10 protein-coding genes are annotated in these 22905 nt (G+C 73.5%); 7 read left to right on the top strand and 3 right to left on the bottom strand.

Annotated elements, in window-relative coordinates; all coding sequences use genetic code 11:
- Positions 1-36 precede the first annotated feature (36 nt).
- Both ACIBJC_RS29975 and ACIBJC_RS29970 read left to right on the top strand, forming a co-directional pair.
- Positions 37-645 carry a TetR/AcrR family transcriptional regulator gene (locus tag ACIBJC_RS29975; protein WP_399297776.1) on the top strand — a complete coding sequence of 203 codons (609 nt, stop codon included), beginning with the start codon at positions 37-39 and terminating at the stop codon, positions 643-645.
- Positions 646-719: 74 nt separating this feature from the next.
- Positions 720-1034, top strand: coding sequence for a hypothetical protein (locus ACIBJC_RS29970; RefSeq protein ID WP_399297774.1), 315 nt, complete (start codon positions 720-722; stop codon positions 1032-1034).
- A 122-nt stretch (positions 1035-1156) separates the two neighbouring features.
- On the opposite strand, the gene ACIBJC_RS29965 is transcribed toward ACIBJC_RS29970, so the two are convergent.
- Positions 1157-2335, bottom strand: a complete 1179-nt coding sequence (locus ACIBJC_RS29965; protein ID WP_399297772.1) for a low temperature requirement protein A — start codon at positions 2333-2335, stop codon at positions 1157-1159.
- 651 nt (positions 2336-2986) lie between these two features.
- On the opposite strand from ACIBJC_RS29965, the gene ACIBJC_RS29960 reads away from it, so the two are divergent.
- From ACIBJC_RS29960 to ACIBJC_RS29940, 5 genes are all read left to right on the top strand, one after another.
- Positions 2987-7009 carry an amino acid adenylation domain-containing protein gene (locus tag ACIBJC_RS29960; RefSeq protein WP_399297770.1) on the top strand — a complete coding sequence of 1341 codons (4023 nt, stop codon included), beginning with the start codon at positions 2987-2989 and terminating at the stop codon, positions 7007-7009.
- Positions 7006-16422, top strand: coding sequence for an amino acid adenylation domain-containing protein (locus ACIBJC_RS29955; RefSeq protein ID WP_399297768.1), 9417 nt, complete (start codon positions 7006-7008; stop codon positions 16420-16422). Before ACIBJC_RS29960 ends, ACIBJC_RS29955 begins: the two co-directional genes overlap by 4 nt.
- Positions 16423-16495: 73 nt before the next feature.
- Complete coding sequence (locus tag ACIBJC_RS29950) at positions 16496-17368, top strand: TauD/TfdA dioxygenase family protein (RefSeq protein WP_399297766.1); 873 nt, start codon at positions 16496-16498, stop codon at positions 17366-17368.
- Positions 17369-17620: 252 nt separating this feature from the next.
- Positions 17621-17953 carry a hypothetical protein gene (locus ACIBJC_RS29945; protein WP_399297764.1) on the top strand — a complete coding sequence of 111 codons (333 nt, stop codon included), beginning with the start codon at positions 17621-17623 and terminating at the stop codon, positions 17951-17953.
- Positions 17950-21123 carry an ATP-binding protein gene (locus ACIBJC_RS29940; RefSeq protein ID WP_399297762.1) on the top strand — a complete coding sequence of 1058 codons (3174 nt, stop codon included), beginning with the start codon at positions 17950-17952 and terminating at the stop codon, positions 21121-21123. The genes ACIBJC_RS29945 and ACIBJC_RS29940 overlap by 4 nt, the downstream gene beginning before the upstream one ends.
- Here the strand turns inward: ACIBJC_RS29940 and ACIBJC_RS29935 are convergent.
- Positions 21104-21892 (bottom strand): ABC transporter permease, encoded by a 789-nt coding sequence (locus ACIBJC_RS29935; RefSeq protein ID WP_399297760.1) that lies wholly within the window; start codon positions 21890-21892, stop codon positions 21104-21106. The two genes, ACIBJC_RS29940 and ACIBJC_RS29935, sit on opposite strands and share 20 nt — an antisense overlap.
- The gene (locus ACIBJC_RS29930) at positions 21889-22860 is read right to left on the bottom strand and encodes an ATP-binding cassette domain-containing protein (protein WP_399297759.1); all 972 of its coding nucleotides are present in this window, start codon (positions 22858-22860) and stop codon (positions 21889-21891) included. The genes ACIBJC_RS29935 and ACIBJC_RS29930 overlap by 4 nt, the downstream gene beginning before the upstream one ends.
- Positions 22861-22905: the final 45 nt, after the last annotated feature.

Genomic DNA, 22905 nt, shown 5'->3' with positions numbered 1-22905 from the left:
TGGTCCGATCGGGACAGAAGAAGTACGATCTGGAGCGTGGAAGCTACGAGCAGGGCACCGATCGGCCGGCCGCGAGGGTTCGACACCGACGAGGCACTGCAACGGGCCATGGTCGTCTTCTGGGAACACGGCTACGACGGCGTCAGCCTCACCGACCTGACCCGAGCCATGGGAATCACCAAGACCAGCATGTACGCGGCCTTCGGCAACAAAGAAGACCTCTTCCGAAAGGCCCTGGAACGCTACGCCGAGGGCCCCGCCTCCTACAGCGCCCGCGCACTGCAGGAGCCCACCGCCCGGGAGGTGGCCACCGCCTACCTCACCGGCTCCATCCATGCCTCCACCCGGGCCGGCTGTCCGAGCGGATGCCTCGGCGTCCAGGGCTTCCTGGCCGCAGGCCACCTCGGACAGAGCGCCGGCGACGCGCTCGCCGCGTGGCGCAACGACAACCGAGCGCACCTTCGCGACCGCTTCCAACGAGCCATCGACGAAAACGACCTGCCCGCCGGCGCCCACCCGGACACCCTCGCCCACTACCTCATGACCATGGCGAACGGCATCGCAGTCCAGGCGGCCACGGGCGCCACCCGCGACGAACTCCAACGGGTCGCGGACGCCGCCCTCCACAACTGGCCACCCACCTGAGCCTGCTCTTTGGCACGTCGAGCGCGCCCGCGCCGGCTTTCCCGCTCTTGCGCGGGTTGACGCCCGGCGCCTGGATGCCTCTGTCCGGGCCGGCGAGGACGGCGCTGTCGCGGACGGCCCCGCACGAGGTACGCGACGGCGCGGTGGCCGTCGACGGCGGCCCCCAGGACCTGGCTCCCACCGGCGCCGAGACGATCACCGTCTCCGGGCCGGAGCCCCTCAATGCCGGACATGTCCCGGCCATGGCCCGCGTCCTCTCCGACGGCCGCGAGTTCACCGCCCGGGTCCGCCTGGACACCGCCCGTGAGGCCGACTGCTTCCGCCACGGCGGGGTCATGCCGTACGTCCTTCGGGGCCTGCTCGCCGACACGGCCGAAACCGGCCGGTGAGGTGCGCCGATGAACCATCTGCCCTCCCGGAGGACCGTGCTCCTGGCGTCAGCCGGCTCCCCGCTCGCCTCAGCGGCCACCGCGCCCTCGGCAACGGCGGCCACGCACGCGCGTGCCTCCGCTCACGTGCCCGCGTCACGAGGGCGGGCGAGCGTCACGCCCGCCGCGACCGTCGCCGTCGCCACCAGACCGGCGGCCGGTACGGCCCAGGCGCCCGCGAAGGTGCAGGCGGCCGTCGCCACCGCCGAGAGCGGCAGGACGAGTTGCTGGGCCGGGCCGGTCTTGAAGTGGCGTGCGTGCAGCAGCCAGACCGTGAACGGGAAGAGGGCGGCCGGTACGGTCACGGCCGAGGCGGCGGCGAGCGCGGAGACATGCGCCTTGCCGACCGCGTGTTCCACGGCCACCTCAAGCCCGGCACCGATCGCGGCGGCCGAGGCGAAGATCACGAAATGTCCGTAACCCCACTGGAAGGCCTGCCGGTTGCCGGTCAGCCGCTCGTGCGCGGGTACCGCGAAGTAGACCCACCAGGCGGCGAACACGATGAGGACGCCCCCGCCGGCGAGGGGCAGCAGTTCCCCGAGCGCCCGGCCCTCGTCGAGGGCCTCCTGGACGGCGACGGTCGTGGCCGACATCGTCTCGCCCAGCACGATCAGGGTGAACAGCCCGTACCGTTCCCCGATGTGGTGGGGGTGCCAGGGCGTCCGGTGGTCCCGCTCCGCGACCACCGGCACCAGGAGTTCGGCCGCGACCCCGGCCAGGAACAGCCAGCGCTTCAGGGGCTCAGGGGCGGCCAGCAGCGCCACCCAGGCGGCCTGGCAGAGCGCCACGCCGGCCGCGTACCGCAGGGCGGTGTGCCGGGCCGGGCCCGCGGGTTCCGACCAAGCCGCCCGGAGCCACTGCGCGGTCAGCGCCACCCGCATCACCAGATAGCCGAGGACGGTGACCGTCCAGTCGTCGTCGACGAACGCCCGGGGCACACCGGCGGCGTAGACGAGCACCCCGCAGATCTGCACGAGGACCGCGATCCGGTACGGGATGTCGTCGCAGTCGTAGGCGGAGGCGAACCAGGTGAAGTTCATCCAGGCCCACCACACGCCCCAGAAGACGAGGAGGTAGCCGATGACCCCGGCGCCCGCGTGCCCCTCGGCCAGCGCGTGCACGAGCTGCGCCCCCGCCTGGGCGACCGCCACGACGAAGCACAGGTCGAAGAAGAGTTCCAGCGGAGTCGCGGTGCGGTGCGCCTCGGTACGGCTGCGCGCGGTCATCCGGCGCAGCGGCCCCGCTGCGGAGGTCGGCGTCATGGGGCACAGCACACCAGAGGGGCGCGGGGTGTACGGGGAAGGCGCGCTTGTCAAGGTGTCCTGAAGGGCACGGTGCCAGGATCGTACGGGCACCACGAGGCGGCCCTGAGGGCCTTACGACGGGGCCGGGAGGGGGCATCCGTGCCCTCGCGCCGCCGCGCGGCGGAGAGCTGACGCGCCCTCCGCGAGATGCTGTTCCGCCCGCTCGAACGCCGAGGCGCCCGTGGTCAATTGCCATCAGCAACCCCGCCCGGACGCGAATGGCCTTACCCCGGACGACCATTGACATGATCAGAATCATGTCCAATCATCATCGAGCCAGCGATGCCGACCAGGTGTCGGTGGCCCGGCGTCCGGCCGGTCGACACGCAGCAACGCACGCACACGTACAGCACAGGTACGGGTACCGGCACCCCCGTACGGACGACACCGACAGCTACAACCACACTGCCACGCACACCATCATGCACACCGCCACGCACACTGACACTGTCTGACCCGGGCACGAACAGGGAACCACCGCCGGTGCGTCGACTGCACCGTGGAGGCGCGCAACGCTCCCCCGCGTGACGACGACGTCCGCCGCGCCCGTCACACCCACCCGCGCGATCTCACTCCCCACTGAGCTTCCCCCAGGGGAAAGGGCTGGTCTTGTCGGCGATACGCAGCTCCTCGGACACCTCCCACACCACGACCACGGCGCGGCAGCGCGCGATCCGGGCCCCCGGCGGCGGCAAGCCGCACGGGGAGCGGGGGACGCCGGTGCCGCTGTCGCCGACGCAGCAGCGGCTGTGGGTGCTGGCACAGCGGGAGGGGGGCGGCGAGGCGTACAACGAGCCGGTGGCCTTCTCCCTGCGGGGGCCGCTGGACCGTACCGTACTGCGGCGGGCGCTCGACGCGCTGGCTGCCCGGCACGAGTCGCTGCGTACCCGGATCGTCTCCGTGGACGGTGAGCCCTGCCAGTGGATCGACCCGCCGGAGACGGGGTTCGGGCTCGTGGTGGAGGATCTGACGGGCCGTCCCGACGCGGAGGCGCTGCTCGCCGCCCGGCGGTACGAGGAGTGCGCGGCGCCGTTCGATCTCGGCCGGGGCCCGCTGTCCCGTGGCCGGCTGCTGGTGCTGGGCGAGGAGCACCACGTCCTGCTCATCACGGTGCACCACATCGTGTTCGACGGGGCGTCCCGGGACATCATGCTCCGCGAACTCGGCCTCATCCACACCGCGTTGGCGCACGGTGAGCGGGCCGACTCCGTACTGCCCCCGCTGACCTCGCGGTACGCCGACCACGCCGCCTGGCAGCGGCGGTGGCTGGACGGCGAGGAGCCCGGTGCCGCAGGGGAGTTCGCCGCGCAGAGCGCCTACTGGGCCGGGACGCTGGCCGACGCCCCGCCGCTGCTGGAGCTGCCGACCGACCGGCCGCGCCCTCCCGAGCAGGACTTCCGGGGCGGCCGGGTACGGGTCGACCTCGACGCGGAGCTCACTACGGCGCTCAAGGACCTCGCGCACCGGCAGGGCGTCACCCTGTACGCAACACTGCTGACCGGCTGGTCCGTGGTGCTCGCGCATCTGACCCGCCGGTCCGACATCGTTGTCGGCGCGCCGACGGCGAACCGCCGGCGCGGCGATGTCGGCGGGCTGATGGGCTTCTTCGTCAACACCCTCGCGCTCCGGATCGACCTCTCGGGCACCCCGACGGGCGGGGACCTGCTGCAGCGGGTGCGCGGCACGCTCCGCGGCGCCCTGCGCCACAGCGACCTGCCGTTCGAGCGGGTGGTGGAGCTGGTCAACCCGCCCCGCAGCCCCGCGTACTCACCGCTCTTCCAGACCATGTTCGCGTGGGTGCCGTCGCTGCGGGGCCTGCTGGAGCTGCCCGGCGTCGAGACGGAGCCGCTGGACATCCCGCACGCGCCCGCCAAGTTCGACCTGGTGCTGGCGCTGACGGAGGAGGACGGCCGGATCACCGGCGATCTGGACTACGCGAGTGCCCTGTTCGACCACGGGACGGTCGAGCGGTACGCGCGCTACCTGCCCCGGGTGCTGGCGCAGATGGCCGAGCGGCCCGACCGTGAGATCGCGGACCTCGCCCTCATGGACGCGCGGGAGCAGCGGGAGCTGCTGGCGGAGTGGAGCACCGGGGAAGACGGCCCGGCCGGCCCCGCGCTCTCCCTCGTCGAGCGCTTCGAGGCGCAGGTACGCCACCGCCCCGCCGAAGCCGCCCTGGTGGCCGAGGGGGCACGGCTGGACTACGCCGCGCTGGAGCGGCGCGTCAACCGGCTGGCCCACGCCCTGATCGCCCGCGGCGCCGGGCCCGGCCAGGTGGTGGGCCTGCACGCCGGGCGGTCGGCGGAGCTGGTGGTGGGGGTGCTCGGCATCCTCAAGGCGGGCGCTGCCTATCTGCCGCTCGACCCCGGCCAGCCCGCCGAGCGGCTGGCCGCCATGGTGGAGGACGCCGTACCCGCGCTGGTGCTGAGCGACCTCGCCGTACCGCCGGCGCACTGGTCTTCTCTGACGGGGGTCGAGGCGGAGGGCGGACGCGACGACGCCCCCGGGGTCGCGGTCCGCCCGTCGGATCCGGCGTACGTCATCTACACCTCCGGCTCGACCGGCCGCCCCAAGGGTGTCGTGGTGACGCACGGATCGGTGACCAACCTGTTCGACCAGTGGCTGGCCCGGTTCGGGGACGCCCCCGGCGAGGCGGCGTCGGCCTGGTCGAGCATCGGCTTCGACGCCTCGGTGCACGAGCTTCTCCTGCCGCTCACGACCGGCGCCGTACTGCACCTGGTCCCCGACGGGCTGCGCGGCGACCCGCGGGCGCTGATGGGCTGGCTGCGGGAGCACCGCGTCACCCAGGCGTTCCTGCCCCCGGCCTACGTCAAGTGGATCGACGAGGCTCCGCAGGAGCGCCTGGCGGGGCTGGCCCTGCGGCAGTTGCTGACGGGGGTGGAGTCCCTGCCCGAGACGGCGCTGTACCGGATGCGGCAGGTCCTGCCCGCGCTGCGGATCTGTTACGGCTACGGGCCGACCGAGGCCACCCTCTACACCACCGCGTACACCGACTTCCGGCCGCTGGAGCGGCCCTGTCCGATCGGCAGGCCGCTGCCGGGCACCCGGCTCTATCTGCTGGACGACCGGCTGCGGCCGGTGCCGCCGGGGGTGGCGGGCGAGGTCTGCGTCGCGGGGGCGAGCCTGGCCCAGGGGTACGCGCACCGGCCGGACCTGACGGCGGAACGGTTCGTGCCCGACCCCTTCGTCCCCGGGGAGCGGATGTACCGTACGGGCGATCTGGCCCGGTGGCTGCCGGACGGCAACGCCACCTACGCGGGCCGGGTGGACGACCAGATCAAGCTGCGGGGCTTCCGGATCGAACCCGGCGAGGTGGAGGCGGCGCTGCTGGCGCTGCCGGGCGTGCGGGAGGCGGCCGTACTCGTCGACCGTACGGGCCCCGGGGAGCCGCGTCTGGTGGCGGGCATCGGCCGGGGCGACGCCGAACCCCGGCCGCCGCACGTGTGGCGGGCTGCGCTCGCGGAGCGGCTGCCCGACTACATGATCCCGTCCGCGTTCGCCGAACTCCCGTACCTGCCGCTGAACCGGAGCGGCAAGCTGGACCGTACGGCGCTGCTGGAGCACTCCCGGGCCGCGCGGCCGTCCCAGGTCAACACGGCCACCCCGCGCGACCAGGTCGAGATGGCGCTCCACCGGATCTGGAGCCGGCTGCTGCTCCATCCCCGTATCGGCATCACCGACAACTTCTTCGACCTGGGCGGCACGTCGATCTCCGCCATCAAGGTGGCCCACGCCGTCCACGAGGAGTTCGGCGAGGAGCTGCCGATCCGGGACATCCTGCTGCATCCGACCGTCGAGGCGCTGGCCGAGCGGCTGCGGAAGGGCGCCACGGGGCGGCCGGGTCCTGGCGGCCCGGACGATCACCTCATCGAGTTCCGCGCGGGGGACGGGGAGCGGCGGGTGGTCTGTGTGCATCCGGCCGGCGGGACCGCGTTCTGCTATCTGCCGCTGGCCGCCGCGCTGCCCGCGGCGGTCGGGGTCCAGGGCATCCAGTCCCCCGGCATCAACGCGGGCGAGCTGCCGCTGCCGAGCGTCGAGGCCATGGCGGAGGAGTATCTGAAACGCGTCGACCCGCGGCCCGGCGAGTCCCTGGTCCTGTGCGGGCTCTCGTACGGCGGTCTGGTCGCCCACGAGATGGGGCGGCGGCTGGCGGAGGCCGGACACACCAGGCTGAGTGTGGTCCTGCTCGACACCCACGGCACGGAGGACCCGGCGCGACGCACGGCGATCGAGCCGGTGGACGCGGCCGAGTTCCGGGAGAAGCTCGTCCGGTTCAACGGGATGTACCCGGGCATCGAGGACGACCAGGTCGACCGGTACTTCCGTATCTACAACCACAACCGGATGACCGCCCGCGACTATCTGCCGCCGCCGTCGGCGGCCCGGCTGGTGTTCGTCCAGGCCACCGCGGACGGCTCGGACGGCGAGGACGGCGAGGACGGAGCCGAGGTGCGCGAGTTCTGGCAACGACGTGCGGAACAGGGGCTGTTGACGGAGCCGGTGGAGTGCGGCCACTGGGACATGCTGGAGAGCGACGAGGTGCCCCGGGTGGCCGAGCTGATCACCGCGGAGCTGACCCGGCTCGCCTCCGTCGCGCTGGAGGCACGATGAGAACGGGAACCGGCCTGGCGCGGGCGGTGTACGAGCAGGCGCTGCGCACCCCGCGCGCCGTCGCCGTGGCCGACGGGGAGCGGCGGCTCGACTACGGTGAACTCGCCGCCGCGGGACGGGCGGTGGCCGAGGGGCTGCGCCGGGCCGGTGTCCGCCCCGGCGAGGCGGTGGCCCTCGCGCTGCCCCGCTCCTGGCGGCAGGTGTGCGCCATGCTGGGCGTCCTGCGCCTCGGCGCCCGCGTCGTACCGCTCGACCTGCAGAGCCCGCCGGAGCGGCGCCGCCACATCCTGACCGACTCGGCCGCTGTGGCGGTGATCCACGACGGGACGCCTCCGGACGCCCCTGACACGTCCCCGGACCCGGTGCGCCCGCTGTCCGTCGCCGGGCTCCTCGTCACGGAGACGGGGGACCTGGGAGAACAGGACCTGCCGGAGGCTCCGTTCGCGGATTCGCCGGTCTCCTTCCTCTTCTACACCTCGGGAACGACCGGTGTTCCCAAGGGGGTCGAGGTACGGGACGCGGGCATCCTGCGCCTGGCGATGCCCGGCTACATCCGTACGGCCGAGGGCGCGCGCTTCGCCGCACTCGCCAACCCGGCCTTCGACGCGCTGAGTTTCGAGGTGTGGGTGCCGCTGCTGACCGGCGGCTGCACGGTGATCCTGAGCGACGAGGCCGTGGGTACCCCGCACGAGCTGGCGGCGGCGCTGGAGCGCGAGCGCATCGACACGGTGTTCGTCACGACGGCGCTGTTCAACGCGGTGGTCGACACGGTGCCCGACTGCTTCTCCGGGGTCGGTCAGGTCCTGGTCGGCGGCGAGCAGCTCAACGCGGCTCTGATACGCCGCTGGTACGAGCACAACGCGTCGAGCGCGACCCGGCTCCACAACGTCTACGGGCCGACGGAGGCGACCACGTTCGCCCTGTGCCATGCCATCCCGCGCGACTTCGCCGGGGACCGCGTACCGATCGGGCGGGCGCTGCCGGAGACCGGGACCCTGCTGGTGGTTCCCGGCACCGAGCGGACAGCCACGCCCGGCGAGACGGCCGAACTCCTGCTGTCCGGAGCTGGGTTGGCGGCCGGGTACCGCCGTCTCCCCGAGGAGACGGAGCGCCGCTTCGTCCGGCTTCCCTGGCACGACGGCGGCCGTACGCTCCACTACCGCACCGGTGACCTCGTGCGCGCGGACGCCGACGGTGTCATCGAGTACATCGGGCGCGCCGACCGCCAGGTGAAGGTCCGCGGTTTCCGGATCGAGCCCGGCGAGGTGGAGCGGCGGATCGTGGCGCACCCCGCGGTACGCCAGGCGTATGTGTGCACCCGACGGGACGGGGAGTACGGGCCGAACGAGCTGCTGGCGTACGTGGTGTGCGAACAGGAGCTGTCCTTCGAGGAGTTCGACCGTCATCTCGCGGCCGGGCTGCCCGCCTACATGCGCCCGCACCACCTCCACCGGGTCGACGCCCTCCCCCGCAACGCCAACGGCAAGGTCGACCGGGCCGCGCTGCTGCGCCGCGACACTCCGCCCTGGCGTGCCGGCAGCGGCAAGGATCCGGCCGCGGTCACCACCGCCCGGCAGCGTGAGGTGCTGGACCTGGCCTCGGAGATCCTCGGCGTGCCGGACGTACGGCTCGACGACCGCTGGATCGCCCTCGGCGGCGACTCGCTCAAGGCCCTGCGGCTCCGCTTCGAGGTACGGCGGCGCTGGGGGCGTGAACTGCCCCAGCGGGCCGTGCTCGACGCAGACCTCGCCGGGATCGCCGAGGCGGTCGGGGACACGGCCGACGGCATGAAGGAGGTACCGGCCACCGGGGGCGCGGATGGTTCGCCCTATCCGGTGCCAGCCGCCCCCTCCGGGGCCCGGACCGCGCCCGCCACCAGCGAGCAGCAGCGCCTGTGGTTCCTGCAACAGCGCTCCCCCGGCTCCCGGGCCTACAACGTGGGCCAGGCGTTCCGGCTGGACGGTACGGTCGACGCGGTCGCCCTGCGCCGCGCGCTGCGCGGGCTGGTCGAGCGTCACCCGGCGCTGCGTACCGCCTTCGAGGCGGCGCCCGAGGGGCTGCGCCAGGTGGTGGGCGGGCCGTACGACCCGTGGAGCGAACCGGGTCCCGGCGCGCCCCGCGACGAGGCGGGCGTCCTGGCCTTCACCGACGCCTTCTTCGGCCGCCCCTTCGAGCCGGCCGAACCCCGGATGTTCCGGGCGTGCTGGCTGCCTCGGGACGGCGGCGGGGTGCTCCTGCTGCATCTGCACCACATCGCGGTCGACGGCTGGTCCCTCAACGTCCTGCTGGCCGACCTGTCCGCCGGTTACGCCGACGCGCTACGGGACGCGGACACACCGACACCGGCGGAGCCCGTGCCGCTTCCCGCGCCGCTTCCCGTGTCCGGGGCGCCCACCCCGCTCGACTACGCCGTCTGGCAGAACGACTGGTTCGCCGGTCCCGCCTACCAGGAGCAGCGCCGCGCGCTGCGCGACCACTACGCGGGCCCGGCGGGGACGGCGGAACAGCAGTCCGTACCGCCGACCGCCCACCCCTGCTCCCCCGGGCGGCTGCTGCACACCTCGCTCGACGCGGGACGCCGCGCCTCCGTGGACCGGCTCTGCACCGAACTCGGCCTGACCCGCTTCGAGTTGATGTACGGCGTCTTTGCGTGCTCGCTGTACGGAGTGACGGGCATGACCCGGCCACGGCTCGCCGGCCCCGTGGCCAACCGGCCGGTGCGGGAGTTCGAGGACAGTGTGGGGATGTTCGCCAACACCGTTCTGCTCCCGCTGACCGTCGCGCCCCGCGCCGGTCTGCGGGAGCAGGTGGCGCGCCTGGGCGCCGGTGCGCGGGCGGTGCTGGAGCGGCAGGACGTGGCGCTGGCCGATGTCCTGGCCGACCGGGAGCGCGGCCCGGGTGCGGCGAGCACCCGTACGGGCGGCGTCGGTACGTCACCGTTCGACTTCCTGTTCGTGCTGGAGAACACCGACTTCAGCGCGCTGGCCCTGCCGGGATGCGACTCCCGGCCGGTGTGGTCGGCGCCCGCCGAGGCCAAGTGCCCGATGACTCTCTCCGTGGTCGAGCGCGCGGACGGTCTCGACTGTCTGTGGGAGTACGCCGACGACCACTTCGAGGCGGCCGAAGTGGCGGCGCTGGCCGACCTGTTCACCCGGGGTCTCGACCTGCTCGCCGACGGGGCCACCACGACCCCGGCCGAACTGGCCGCACCGTACCGCCGCACCCTGCCCGAGCCGGGACGCGGGGCGACGGCGTCCCTGACCTGGACGACGGTGGCGGAGGGGTTCGCGCGGCAGGTCGCCCGGGCGCCCGACGCGCCCGCTCTCAACGACGGTGAGCGCGACGTCAGTTACGCCGAACTCGACACCTACGCTGCGGCCCTCGCGGCCGAGCTGCGCGCCGCCCATCGGCTGCCGGAGGAGGACGACGCCCCCTGCCATGTCGCACTCCACCTCGAACCCTCCGTCGAGCATGTGGTGGCGCTCCTGGCCCTGGCCCGGCTCAATCTGACCGTCGTACCGCTCGACCCGTCCTATCCGCCGGCCCTGCTGCGGGGCATCCTGGAGCGGGTGCGCCCGCTGTGCGTCCTGCTCCCGCCGGGCGGGGAGGCCGCGTTCGACACCGTCGACCCGGGTGGCATCGCACGGCACACCGTCACCCTGTCGACGGCCACGGCTCCGCCCGTACCACCGCACCACGGCGCCCGGCCGCTCTACACCCTGTTCACCTCGGGCTCCACCGGCGTGCCCAAGGGGGTGCGGGTGTCCGACCGTACGCTGTGCAACCTGCTCCAGTGGCAGGCGGAGTCCGGCGGTCTCGCGGGGGACGCCGCCACCCAGCAGTTCTCCATGCTCTCCTTCGACGTCTCCTTCCAGGAGATCTTCGGCACGCTCTGCGGCGGCGGCCGTCTGCATCTCGTACGGCCCGCCTGGCGGCAGGACCCGCCGGCGCTCCTCGCCCAACTGGAGTCGGCCGGCGCGGAACGCGTCTTCATGCCGTACGTGGCGCTGCAGCTCCTCGCCGAACACGCCGTACACCTCGGCCGGTACCCCACGCGGCTGCGCGAGGTGGTGACCGCGGGCGAACAACTCGTGTGCACCGACGCCATCCGACGGTGGTTCGCGGGGATGCCGGGCGCCCGGCTGTTCAACCACTACGGTCCCACCGAGACCCACGTGGTGAGCGCGCTCCGCCTCGACGGCGACCCGGCGCACTGGCCGGACCGCCCCGCCATCGGACGGCCGGTGGCGGGCGCCGTGCTGCGGGTGGTGGACGGGACGGGCGAACCGGTTCCGCCCGGACACACCGGCGATCTGCTGATCGGCGGCACGATGGCCACCCGCTGCTACCTCGGCGATCCGGCGCTCAACGAGACACGGTTCGTGGAGGTGCCCGGCCTCGGCCTCTTCTACCGCAGCGGCGACCGCGCCTCCTTCGACCGGGAGGGCCTGCTGCACTACCGGGGCCGGGACGATCGGCAGATCAAACTGAGCGGCCACCGGCTGGAGCTGGGCGAGGTCGAGGCGGCGCTGCTGCGCCACCCGGAGATCGTCCAGGCCGTGGTGGTACGCGACGGCGAACGCCTGGTGGCCTGCCTCCAGTTCCGCGGCCAGACGCCCGCGGCCGGAACACCGACGCCCCAGGCACCGCCGGTCGGGACACCGACCGTACGGGCGCTCACGGCGCATCTCGCGCCGCTGCTGCCGCCGTATGTACGGATCGACCGCTTCCGCCGGCTGGACGCCCTGCCGCGTACCCCCAGCGGCAAGCTCGACCGCGACGGCGCCCTGCGCGCCCCCGGCGAGGAGCTGCCCCGCGACACCGAAGGACCGGGCGGCACCGCGACCGCACTCCCGGAGACGGTGACGGGCGGCCCTTCGGGGCCGGAAACACGGCCGGAAGCGCGGCTGGAGGCGCGGCTGGCCGCGGCGTTCGAGGCGGCGACGGGCTCGCCGATCCGCCCCGACCAGACCTTCTTCGACGCCGGGGCGTCGAGCCTCGGTCTGATGCGCTTCCATCTGCGCTGCACCACCGAACTGGGCCTGCGCCTCACCGTCGCCGACCTGTTCGAACATGTCACACTCCGCACGCTGGCCCGCTTCCTCGACGGCCGGACACCCGCGACACACCCCGCCACGCCCGGAGCCGCCGCCCCCGCCCCGCATCGGCGCGGTGCCACGGCCGGTGAGCCCATCGCCGTCATCGGCATGGCGGTACGGCTGCCGGGCGCCGCCGATCTCGGCGCGTTCTGGGAGATGGTGCGGACGGGTGGCAGCGGGATCGAGTACTTCGACGCCCCCGACGGTGTCGTCGGGGCGCGCAGCCAACTGGACGGCCCGCTCGCCTTCGACCCCGACCACTTCTCCCTCAGCCGGCAGGAGGCCAGGCTGATGGACCCCCAGCAGCGCCATCTGCTGATGAGCTGCGCCGACGCGCTGGCCCACGCGGGCATCGCCGATCCCTCCGCTCTGCGCGTGGGGCTGGTCGCCGGCGCCGGGGAGAACACGTACTTCCAGGCCATGCTGCGCGAGGCCGACCCGGCGCTCCTGCCCGACGGCTTCCAGCTCGCCCTGCACCACGAGAAGGACTTCCTCGCCACCAAGGCCGCCTACCATCTCGGCCTGACGGGACCCGCGTTCACCGCCCAGGCCGCCTGCGCCAGCTCCCTGGTCGCCGTCCATCTCGCGGCCGGTCTGCTGCGCCAGGGCGATGCCGACGTGATGCTGGCGGGCGGTGTGCTGATCGACCTGGAGCTGACCGGCGGCTACCGCTACCGGCCGCAGCACATCTTCTCGGCGGACGGCCACTGCCGGCCCTTCAGCGACGACGCGAGCGGCACCGTCGGCGCCAGCGGGGTCGGGGTGGTGGTGCTCAAACCGCTGAGCCTGGCCGAACGCGACGGCGACACGGTCTACTCGGTGATCACCGGCTCCGCCCTCAACAACGACGGTTCCGAGAAGCTCAGTTACAGCGCTCCCTCCCTCACGGGCCAGCGTGAGGTGATCCGGGCGGCCCTGCGCCGCGCCGGCCGGACCGGGGCCGACCTCGGCTATGTCGAGGCCCACGGCACCGGCACCACGCTGGGCGACCCGGTCGAGGTCGGCGCCCTGCGCCAGGCCTTCGACGTCACGGAATCGGGCCGCTGCGCCCTGAGTTCGGTCAAGAGCCAGATCGGGCATCTCGGCGCGGCGGCCGGGGTGGTCGGGCTGATCCGGGCCACCCTCGCCGTCCACCACGGTGTCATCCCGCCGCACTCCGACTTCCGCGCCCTCAATCCGCGGATCGGCCCGGATCCGACGCCGTTCCACATCCCGGCCGAGGCGCGGCCCTGGCCCGCCGGGCGGGACCAGGTGGCGGCGGTGAGCAGCTTCGGCATCGGCGGCACCAACGCCCATGTGATCCTCGAAGCGGCCGGGCGGGACGGTTCGTTCGGGCCTGCCTCGCCCCCCACCACGCCCTGTCTGACGCTGTCGAGCAGCAGCGAGAGCGGTCTGCGCGCCGACGCCGCCCGCGTCGCCGACTACCTGACGGACCGCCCCGAGGCGTACGGAGAGGTCCTGCGCCATGTGCAGGCGGGCAGGCCCGCGCGCCGCTGGCGGATCGCGGCGGTCTGCCGGGACGTCGCCGAGGCCGTGGAGTGGCTGCGTACGGCGGTCCCGGTCGCGGTGACCCCGGCCGGGGACCCGCTCCCGGCGACCGGCGGTACGGCGCGGGAGCTGGCCGAGGCGTGGACGGCCGGGCGGCCGGTCGACTGGCCCGCGGGCCCCGCGCAGGCACCATGGGACTTCCCGCCGCCCGCCTTCGCGACGGCGGAGTACGACTTCGCGCGGGCCGCCCACCCGACCGACGGGAGCGGCCCGGCGGTCGAGGAGGGGCCGCGACGGCTTCCGGAGGGCGCCTGGCTGCACCAGCCCCAGTGGGTGCGGCTGCGCCACGCCGCCACCACGACCGCGGCGCGCACCTCCCGGCTCCTGGTGGTGATGACGGACGGTCCGGTACTGGCGGAGACGATCCGGGCCTTCGAGGCCGGCCACGCCCGGGTGGTGCCGGTCGTCGCCGCCGGTGGGTTCGCGCGGCGGGACGACGGTGGGTTCGAGGTCGACCCGGCCGACCCCGCGTCCCTGCGCGCACTCCTCGACGCCCTGGCGGAGGCGGGCCGCGACGGCATCGACTGGCTGCACACGCTGCCGCTCGGGCTCGAAGGGCCGGTCGGCGCCGACACACTGGAGCGCGCCCGCTGGGCCTGCCTCGACACACCGGCCGCCCTGCTGCGGGCGGTCGCGGAGGCGCCAGGGACGCCGCGGTTGCGTCCGTGGTGGCTGTCGTACGGGGCGCGGCCGGTGGACGGTCCCGTACGGCGGCCGGAGGCGAACCTGCTGGCCGGGGCGGTGGAGGTGGCTCCGCAGGAAGGTGCGTCGGCCGGACGGTGGCTGGATCTCCCGAGCGCGGAACCGGCCGACTGGGCCCCGCAGGTGGCCGCGCTGCTGGCCGGATCCGATGACACCGACACCGACACCGCGACCGCGCTGCGGCAGGGCTTCTGGTGGGAGCGGATCACCCTGCCGGTGTCGGCGGGCGGGGACGACACGGGCGGCGCGCAGGCCCCGGCGAGCGTGACGGGCGCCGACAGCGTCCATCTCGTCCTCGGCGGTACGGGCGGGATCGGCACCGGCGTCGCGGCCTGGCTGCTGGAGCGTACCGGGGGCCGGGTCCTGCTTCTGGCCCGAACGCCGCTGCTCCCACCGGAGTTGACGCCCTGGGCCGACCGGGTCGAGCTGATCGGGGCGGATCTCGCCGGGACGGCGCCCGAGGAGGTCGCGGCCCTGATCGGCGGGCGGACCGGGCGCCTCGACAGTGTGGTCCACGCGGCCGGGGTGGCGGCGGGCGGCCTGATCTCCCGGCGTGACGCCACGGCGATGCGCGCGGCGACGGCGGCGAAGGTGCGGGGCGCGCTGCTGACGGAGCTGCTGATCGCGCGCTACCTGCCGGGGCTCGCGGTCTACTGCTCCTCGATGTCGGCGGTGCTCGGTGGTGTCGGCCAGTTCGACTACGCGGCGTCCAACGCGCTGCTCGACGGCTTCGCCCACCACCGGTCCGGTGACGGGGAGACCACGGTGCGGCTCACCGTCAACTGGGACGTGTGGAGCGAGGCGGGCATGGCGTTGCGCGCGCCGCGCGCGGACGCCCGCCATCAGGCGCATCTCGCGGTCGGCCTGACCGTGGCGGAGGGAAAACGGCTGTTCGGGCGGGCCCTCGCGCTGCGACTGCCCCAACTCCTCGTCTCCACCACGGATCTCGACGCGTCCCGGGCGTTCTACGAAGAACCGGCGGCGCACTCCCCGGCGGCCGTGGCGCAGGCAACGCCCGCGGACGTCGCGGTGGGGCTGCTCACCGACCGGCTGTGCGAGTGGATGGGGGTGGACCACCTCGACCCGGACGTCCCGCTGTACGACCTGGGCGCCGACTCGCTGACCATGCTGGACCTGATCAGCGAGGTCAAACGGCACTTCGGGGTCGAACTCGAACTGTCCTGGCTCAGCCACCGGGTCTCGCTCGCCGAGATCCTGACCCGGCTGGCCACGGCGCCCCGCGACGGGACCTCTTCGGACGGAGCCTCTTCCGCCGGGGCCGCCTCCGGCGTGGCCTCTTCCGACGTGGAACTGGAGATCTGGCAGGAGGGCACCGGGCGCGAGGTGCTGTGTCTGGTGCACCCGGTCGGCGGTGACATCCAGGCGTACCGCTCGCTGGTCTCGGCGCTCGACCCGCGGCTGACCGTCTGCCTCATCGCCGACCCGGCGCTGCGCCGGCCCGGCCTCCCGGAGTGGTCACTGGCCGACCGGGCCGGCCGCTACCACGCCGCGCTCCTCGCGCGCTTCCCCGCCGGGGAGTGGCGACTCCGGCTGGCCGGCTGGTCCTTCGGCGCCTGGGTGGCCGCGGAGATGGCCGCCGAGGCCGAGGCGGCGGGCCGGGCGGTGGCCTCGCTCGACCTGCTCGACCCGCCACCGCCGGGCTCCGGGGCGCGCTTCCAGGCGTACGACGAGACCCAGCTCGACACGGTGTTCGCGGCCGAACTCGACCACGGCAGGGGCGCGTCGGCCGGTGAGAACGCGCGGGCCTACGCCGAACGGCTCGCCGCGTGCTGCCGGGCCAATCTGCGCAGCATGGCCGCGCACCGGGTACGGCCGCTCGCGGCCACCCCCGCGCGGTTGTGGCCGGCACGGCGGCCGGTGGCGGGCGTCCCCTCGCTGGGGTCGCCGGAGGAACAGTGGGCGCTGTGGCGGCCGTACCTCCCGGAGCCCCGCTCCTGGCATCCGCTCGACACCACCCACTACGGGGTGGTCCGGCAGCCGTACGTGGCCGCGGTGGCCGAGGCGATCAACGCGGCCTCGTACGACGCCCCCCGGAGCGGCTGACCCGGCGCGTGGGTCGCGCCCGTGCAACGCCCTTTTGTGTCACCCCCGTTCGCCCACCTCACAGGAGGAAGTTGTGGAGAGTTACGAACTGGAGGCGCTCGCACGCGTCACCACCCGGCCCGCGAAGGAGTACCGGACCCTGGAGGTCGCCCCCCTCACCCCCGTCATCGGCGCCGAGGTCTCCGGCGTCGATCTCTCGCGGGAGCTGTCGGAGGAGCAACTGGCCGAGGTGAAGGAGGTGTTCCTCGACCACCATGTGCTGGTCTTCCGCGACCAGGTCCTCACACAGGAGGATCACAAGCGCTTCGCCGGTCACTTCGGTGAGCTGCGCCCGGTCAACCCGCCGCCGCCCGAGGGCGATCCGTACGTCCTGGAGATCAGCACCACCGCGGAGGCGGCCAACGTAGCCGGCAACGGCTGGCACGCCGACGGCACCGCCGACGTGGAGCCCTCCCTCGGATCGATGCTCTACCTCACCCGGGTGCCGGAGCCGGGCAGCGGGGGCGACACCCTGTTCGCCAACATGCACCTCGCCTACGAGATGCTGTCCCCCGCCCTGCGCTCCCTCCTCGACGGTGTGACGGCCGTGCACGACGGTCTCGTCGCCTTCCAGGGGCAGACTCCGCCGCCGGGCTATGTGGTCCCCAAGAGCGAACATCCGCTGGTGGTGCGTCACCCGGAGACCGACCGGAGGATCCTGTACGTCAACCGGGCGTACACCGCGCGGATCCCCCAACTGTCGTCCGACGAGAGCCGGGCCCTGCTCGACATGCTCTTCGACGTGGTGCCGAACCGGCCCCTGCTGAGCTGCCGGGTCCGGTGGACGCCCAACACACTGGTGTTCTGGGACAACCGCTGCGTGCAGCACCACGCGACGTACGACTACTACCCGTACAGCCGCTACGGCCAGCGGGTCGCCATCAACGGCGGTCCGCTCAAGGGCTAGATTCGCACCCCTCCGCCGGGTCCGCCGCCACGATCGCGATTGGCGGACCCGGCGGGGCGCGGGACGTCCCCGGATTGACATTCCGTGGTGTTGACGAAATTCGGCGCGCCTTCGCATGCTGTACGGCATGCCACCCCAGGACGGCTTTCCGGCGGGACACCGGCATCCTGGACGACTGAGAAGGGCGTGACCGATGACCAGTTCGGAGAACGAGTCGCATGTCGACCGGCGGTCCTTGCCGGCGGGGGCAAGGTGTTGCAGCAGGCCAACGACTGGCGCGAGAAGCACCCCGAGGAGTCCATCGCCCCCGTCGCCGAGATGCTGGACGCCAGCCCGGCACAGGCGAAGGCCGACGCCTCGCACGTCGAGACCTTCCCCACCGACGATCTGGTGCCGAAGACCGGGAACGGCGAGATCGGCCGCGCGCTGACCAAGCTCGGGGACCTGTTCGTCCACAACAAGCAGTGGGAGAAGGCCCCCGACCCCGCCGAGTTCTACGACGGCGACCTCTACCGCAAGGTCCACGCCGGACAGTCCGCGGCGGGAGTTCCGGCGGTCGGCGCCTTGGCTAATCTGCACGGGTGACCACCGACCTGACCCTGCTGCCGCGCGTCGCCTATCGCGGGCGGGAGGTCACCGCGCCCCGGCTCCGCGGACTCCTCGCGCTGCTCGCGGGCGATGTGCGTACGGGCTGCGGCACCGAGCGGCTGGTGGCGGGACTGTGGCCGGACGAGGTGCCGCAGCGGCCGGCGAAGGCGGTGCAGGTCCTCGTGTCCAGGGCGCGGGCGCAACTCGGCGCCGACGTCCTCGTCAGCACGCCGACCGGATACCGGCTCGCCCTGGCCGAGGAGCAGGTCGACAGCTCCGCCCTGCTGCTGAACGCCGCCGCCAGCGCGGACCGGGCCAGGGCCGGGGACCACGCGGGGTCGCTGGCCGCGGCCGAGGCCGGTCTCGCGCTGTGGGAGGGCGCCCCTGACGGGTCCGGCGACACCGGCGACCCCGTGGCCGCGCTGCGCGCCGAGCGCGCCCCCGTACGCGGCACACTCGTCCGCGCGCGGTCGCTCGCGCTCGCCCGGCTGGGCCGGCACGCCGAGGCGGCCGGGCCGCTGGCCGTGGCCGCCGCGGAGCAGCCGCGCGACGAGGAGGTGCTCGCCGAACTGCTGCGCGGCGAGGCGGCGACGGCGGGCCCGGCCATGGCGCTGATGCGGTACGAGGCGTACCGCCGTGAGCTGCGCGACGAGCTGGGCACGGAGCCGGGCGCCGGACTCAGCGCCGTACACCGGGAGTTGCTGCGCGGCGGGGCACCTGTGGTCAGGCATGGTGTGCCGCACGAGCCGAATCCGCTGCTGGGCCGGGACGAGGACATCGCGGCCGTGGTACGGCTGTTGGGCGTCTCCCGGGCCGTCACCGTCGCCGGGCCCGGTGGTCTGGGCAAGACCCGGCTCGCGCACGCCGTCAGCCGCCGGGCCGAGCAGCGCGTGGTGTACTTCGTGCCGCTCGCCGGCGTCACGGCGGACGAGGACGTGGCCGTGGAGGTGGCCTCCGCGCTCGGCGCGGGCGAGGGGCGGCACGGCGCCGTGGGCGGGTACTCCCCGGTCTCCGGCATCCTCGGTGTGCTCGGCTCCGGGCCCGCGCTGCTGGTGCTGGACAACTGCGAGCACGTCGTCCGGGGCGCCGCCCGCCTCGTACAGGCTCTGGTGTCGGCCTCGAAGGACCTGCGGGTGCTCACCACCAGTCGGGCCCCGTTGGCCCTCACGTCGGAGGCGGTGTACGCGCTGCCGGAGCTCGGTCTCGACACCTCGGTCGAGCTGTTCACGCAGCGGGCCCGGGCCGCCAGGACCGGTGTGGAGCTGCCGCCGGACGCGGTGGACGGGCTGTGCCGCCAGCTCGACGGGCTGCCGCTCGCCGTGGAGTTGGCCGCGGCGCGGGTGCGGGCGCTGTCGGTGCCGGAGATCGCCCGCCGCCTCGGCGACCGGTTCGCGCTGCTGCGCGGCGGGGCCCGGGACGCACCGGAGCGCCACCGCACCCTGCACGCGGTCGTGGAGTGGAGCTGGAACCTGCTCGCGGATGACGCCCGGGCGGCGCTGCGCACCCTGTCCGTCTTCCCCGGCGGCTTCTCGGGCGAAGCTGCGGAACAGGTCCTGGGCGAGGACGCGCTGATCCTGCTGGAACAGTTGGCCGGTCAGTCGCTGCTCACCGTCGCCGACACTCCGGCCGGCGTGCGGTTCCGGATGCTGGAGACCGTACGGGAGTTCAGCGCGGCCCGGCGTGCGGAGGCGGGCGAGGAGGAGGAGACCGTCGGCCGATTCCTCATCTGGGCACGGGAGTTCGGGGTCACGTACCACGACGTGCTCTTCGGCTCGGACCGGCTGGCCGCCTGGGAGCGGTCCAGGGCCGAGCAGGACAACCTCGTCCTGGCCCTGCGGCACGCCCTGGCCCGTACCGACGGTCCCGCCATCGCCGCCCTCACCGCCGTCCTCGCGGCCCTGTGGGCCACCGACTCCAACTTTCCCCGCCTCGCCGCCCTCGCCGCGGACACCGGCCCGGCGCTGTCGCACTACTACCCCGAGCCCGAGTACGTCGAGGTCGCCCGGGCCGCCGCGGTGGTGTGCACGGCGGGCCTGTTGATGGGGTACGGCCTGCGCGCAGTACGCCAGCTCGTCACCCTCCGGCGGCTGCCCCCGGCCCCGCCGGACACACTGCTGCGGGCCACCGCGGTGGTGCTGAGCGCGGTTCCCGAGATGCGGCCTCCCGGCTACGAGGTGCTGCACGAACTCTGCGACGGCGACAGCGACAGCGACGGGACCGGGAACAGGAACAGGAGGGGGAACGGGAACGGCAAGCAGCCGCTGGTCGTCGGCATCGCCGAGTGCGTCGCCTCCTACATCTGGGAGTACGAGCACGACATCGACCGCGCGCTCGCCTCGGCCCGCCGGATGATCACCGCACTGGCTCCGGTCGACAACCCGTCCCTGCGACTCATGGGCCACTCCCGGCTGGGCGAACTGTGCCTGCGGACGGGGCAGGGCGAGGCGGCGTACGGCCATCTCAGGGCGGCGCTCACGGCGCTGCCGCAGCTCGGCGACGGGCACGACTACATCGGCATCCGCTCGGCCCTGGTCCTCGCCTGCCTGCAGCGTGGCGACCCCGACGAGGCCGAGTACTGGCTGCGGCAGGCGGAGAGCGACAACACCCCGCAGCAGGACGCCTTCTACAGCCCCGACCTCGGCGGGCGCGCCGAGATCGCGCTCGCCCGCGGGCGGACGGAGGCCGGGCTCGGCCTGTGGCGCGGCGCCGTGGAGCGGATGCCCGAGGCCGGTTCGATACACAGCGGCGATCCCTGGCTCGACCCGTGGGCGCTGGAGATCCAGGCGGCGGCGGTGACGGCCCACGCGCACGCCGGCCGTCTCGACCTCGTCACGGAGCCCGTCGACCGGCTGCGGAAACGGCTGCGGACACTGCTCCGCGGCCCGTCCCGCTCACCCATGGAACTCCCGGTGTACGGCACGGTGCTGCACGCGCTCGGGATGGCGGGGCTCGCGTCCGGCGACGCCTCCGCCGTACGGATGATCGCGCTGGCCGAACGGCTGCGGGTGCTGCGCGAGTTCCAGCCGACGATGTCGGCGGACCGCGCCCGGCGGGCGGCGCGGGAGGCCGACGGGGCGGCGTACGCCGACGCGGTGTCGGCGTACGCCGCCCTGGGGCGGGACGAGCTGCGGGAGGCAGCCCGCGTGCTCACTTCGGGTCGCGATTGAACAGTGAGGTGGACCAGAAGTAGCCGAGTGCGGCCAGGGCGAGGCACCAGGCGACGGCCAGCCAGCCGTTGTGGCCGATCTCGGTGCCGAGCAGCAGGCCGCGCAGGGTTTCGATGGCGGGGGTGAACGGCTGGTATTCGGCGATCGGCCGGAACCAGCCCGGCATCGCGTCGATCGGGACGAAGGCGCTGGAGAGGAGCGGCAGGACGAACAGCGGCAGTGCGTTGTTGCTGGCCGCCTCCGCGTTCGGACTGGCCATGCCCATCCCGACCGCGATCCAGGTGAGCGCCAGGGCGACCAACGTGAGCAGCCCGAACGCCGCCAGCCACTCCAGGGCCGTGGCGCCCGTGGACCGGAAGCCGATGGCCACGGCCACGGCGCCGACGACCAGCACGCCCGCGAGCGCCTGCAGCACACTGCCGACGACGTGCCCGATGAGCACCGACCCGCGGTGGATCGCCATCGTACGGAAACGGGCGATGATCCCCTCGGTCATATCCATGGCGACGGACACGGCGGCCCCCACCACGGTGCCGCCGATGGTCAACAGCAGGATGCCCGGGACGAGATAGGCGATGTACGCGGAGCGATCGGCGCCGCCACCGATTCCGGCGCTCATCACGTCGCCGAAGATGTAGACGAAGAGCAGCAGCAGGACGACCGGTGTGAGCAGGAGGTTGAGGGTGAGGGACGGGTAGCGCCGTACGTGCAGCAGGTTGCGGCGGAGCATGGTGTTGGCGTCGCGTACGGCGAGGGAGAGGGCGCTCATCGGACGGTCTCCTTGGACTGGTCGGGGATGTGGGTGGAGCCGGTCAGGGCGAAGAACACGTCGTCGAGGTCGGGGGTGTGCACGGTCAGCTCGTCCGCCTCGACACCGGCCGAGTCCAGCCGGTCCAGGACGGAGCGCAGATCACGCTGGCTGCCGTCGCTGGGAATCTGCAACGCCAGCGCCTCGTCGTCGCGTTGGACCTCGGTCAGGGCGAGGGCGGCGGACCGGTACGCGACCGGGTCGGTGAACCGCAGCCGCACATGTCCCCCGGGGATGAGGCGCTTCAGCTCGTCGGCGCTCCCCTCGGCGGCGATCTTCCCGTTGTTCAGCACCGCGATACGGTCGGCGAGTTCGTCGGCCTCCTCCAGATACTGGGTCGTGAGGAAGACCGTGACACCACCGGAGACCAGCTCGCGGATGATCCCCCACATGGTGTGACGGCTGCGCGGATCGAGACCCGTGGTCGGCTCGTCGAGAAAGATGATCCGCGGACCACCCACCAGCGTCATCGCGATATCGAGACGGCGCCTCATACCACCGGAATAGCTCTGGGCGGGCTTCTTCGCGGCCTCCACCAGGTCGAAGCGCTCCAGCAGTTCGGCGGTGACCCGCCGCCCCTCACGCCTGGACAAGTGGTGCAGGTCCGCCATGAGAAGCATGTTCTCCTCACCGGTGATCAGCCCGTCGACGGCCGAGAACTGCCCGGTGACACCGATCACGGCCCGCACCAACTGCGGTTCGGCGGACAGGTCGTGGCCGCCGACGCTCAGGTCACCGGCGTCGGCGGTGATGAGCGTGGAGAGGACCTTCACGGCGGTGGTCTTGCCGGCGCCGTTCGGGCCGAGCAACGCGAACACGGACCCCGCCGGGATACGCAGATCGATCCCGTCCAGGACGGTCCTGTCGCCGTAGGCCTTGCGCAGCCCCTTGGCCGCGACGGCGAGTGAGCACGATGTCGTTGTCGTCATGCCGCAGAGGGTGCGGCAGGGCGCATTCAGCGCGGTTTCACGATG

The sequence above is a fragment of the Streptomyces sp. NPDC050509 genome (assembly GCF_044457965.1).
Lineage (GTDB): Bacteria > Actinomycetota > Actinomycetes > Streptomycetales > Streptomycetaceae > Streptomyces.
Note: the sequence above shows the minus strand (reverse complement) of the source record. Positions and strands in the feature narration are given on the sequence as shown.

Coding starts and splice junctions, on each gene's coding strand:
- ACIBJC_RS29955 (WP_399297768.1), top strand. CDS start 7,006: ATGAGAACGGGAACCGGCCTGGCGCGGGCGGTGTACGAGCAGGCGCTG.
- ACIBJC_RS29970 (WP_399297774.1), top strand. CDS start 720: ATGCCTCTGTCCGGGCCGGCGAGGACGGCGCTGTCGCGGACGGCCCCG.
- ACIBJC_RS29935 (WP_399297760.1), bottom strand. CDS start 21,892: ATGAGCGCCCTCTCCCTCGCCGTACGCGACGCCAACACCATGCTCCGC.
- ACIBJC_RS29930 (WP_399297759.1), bottom strand. CDS start 22,860: ATGACGACAACGACATCGTGCTCACTCGCCGTCGCGGCCAAGGGGCTG.
- ACIBJC_RS29965 (WP_399297772.1), bottom strand. CDS start 2,335: ATGACGCCGACCTCCGCAGCGGGGCCGCTGCGCCGGATGACCGCGCGC.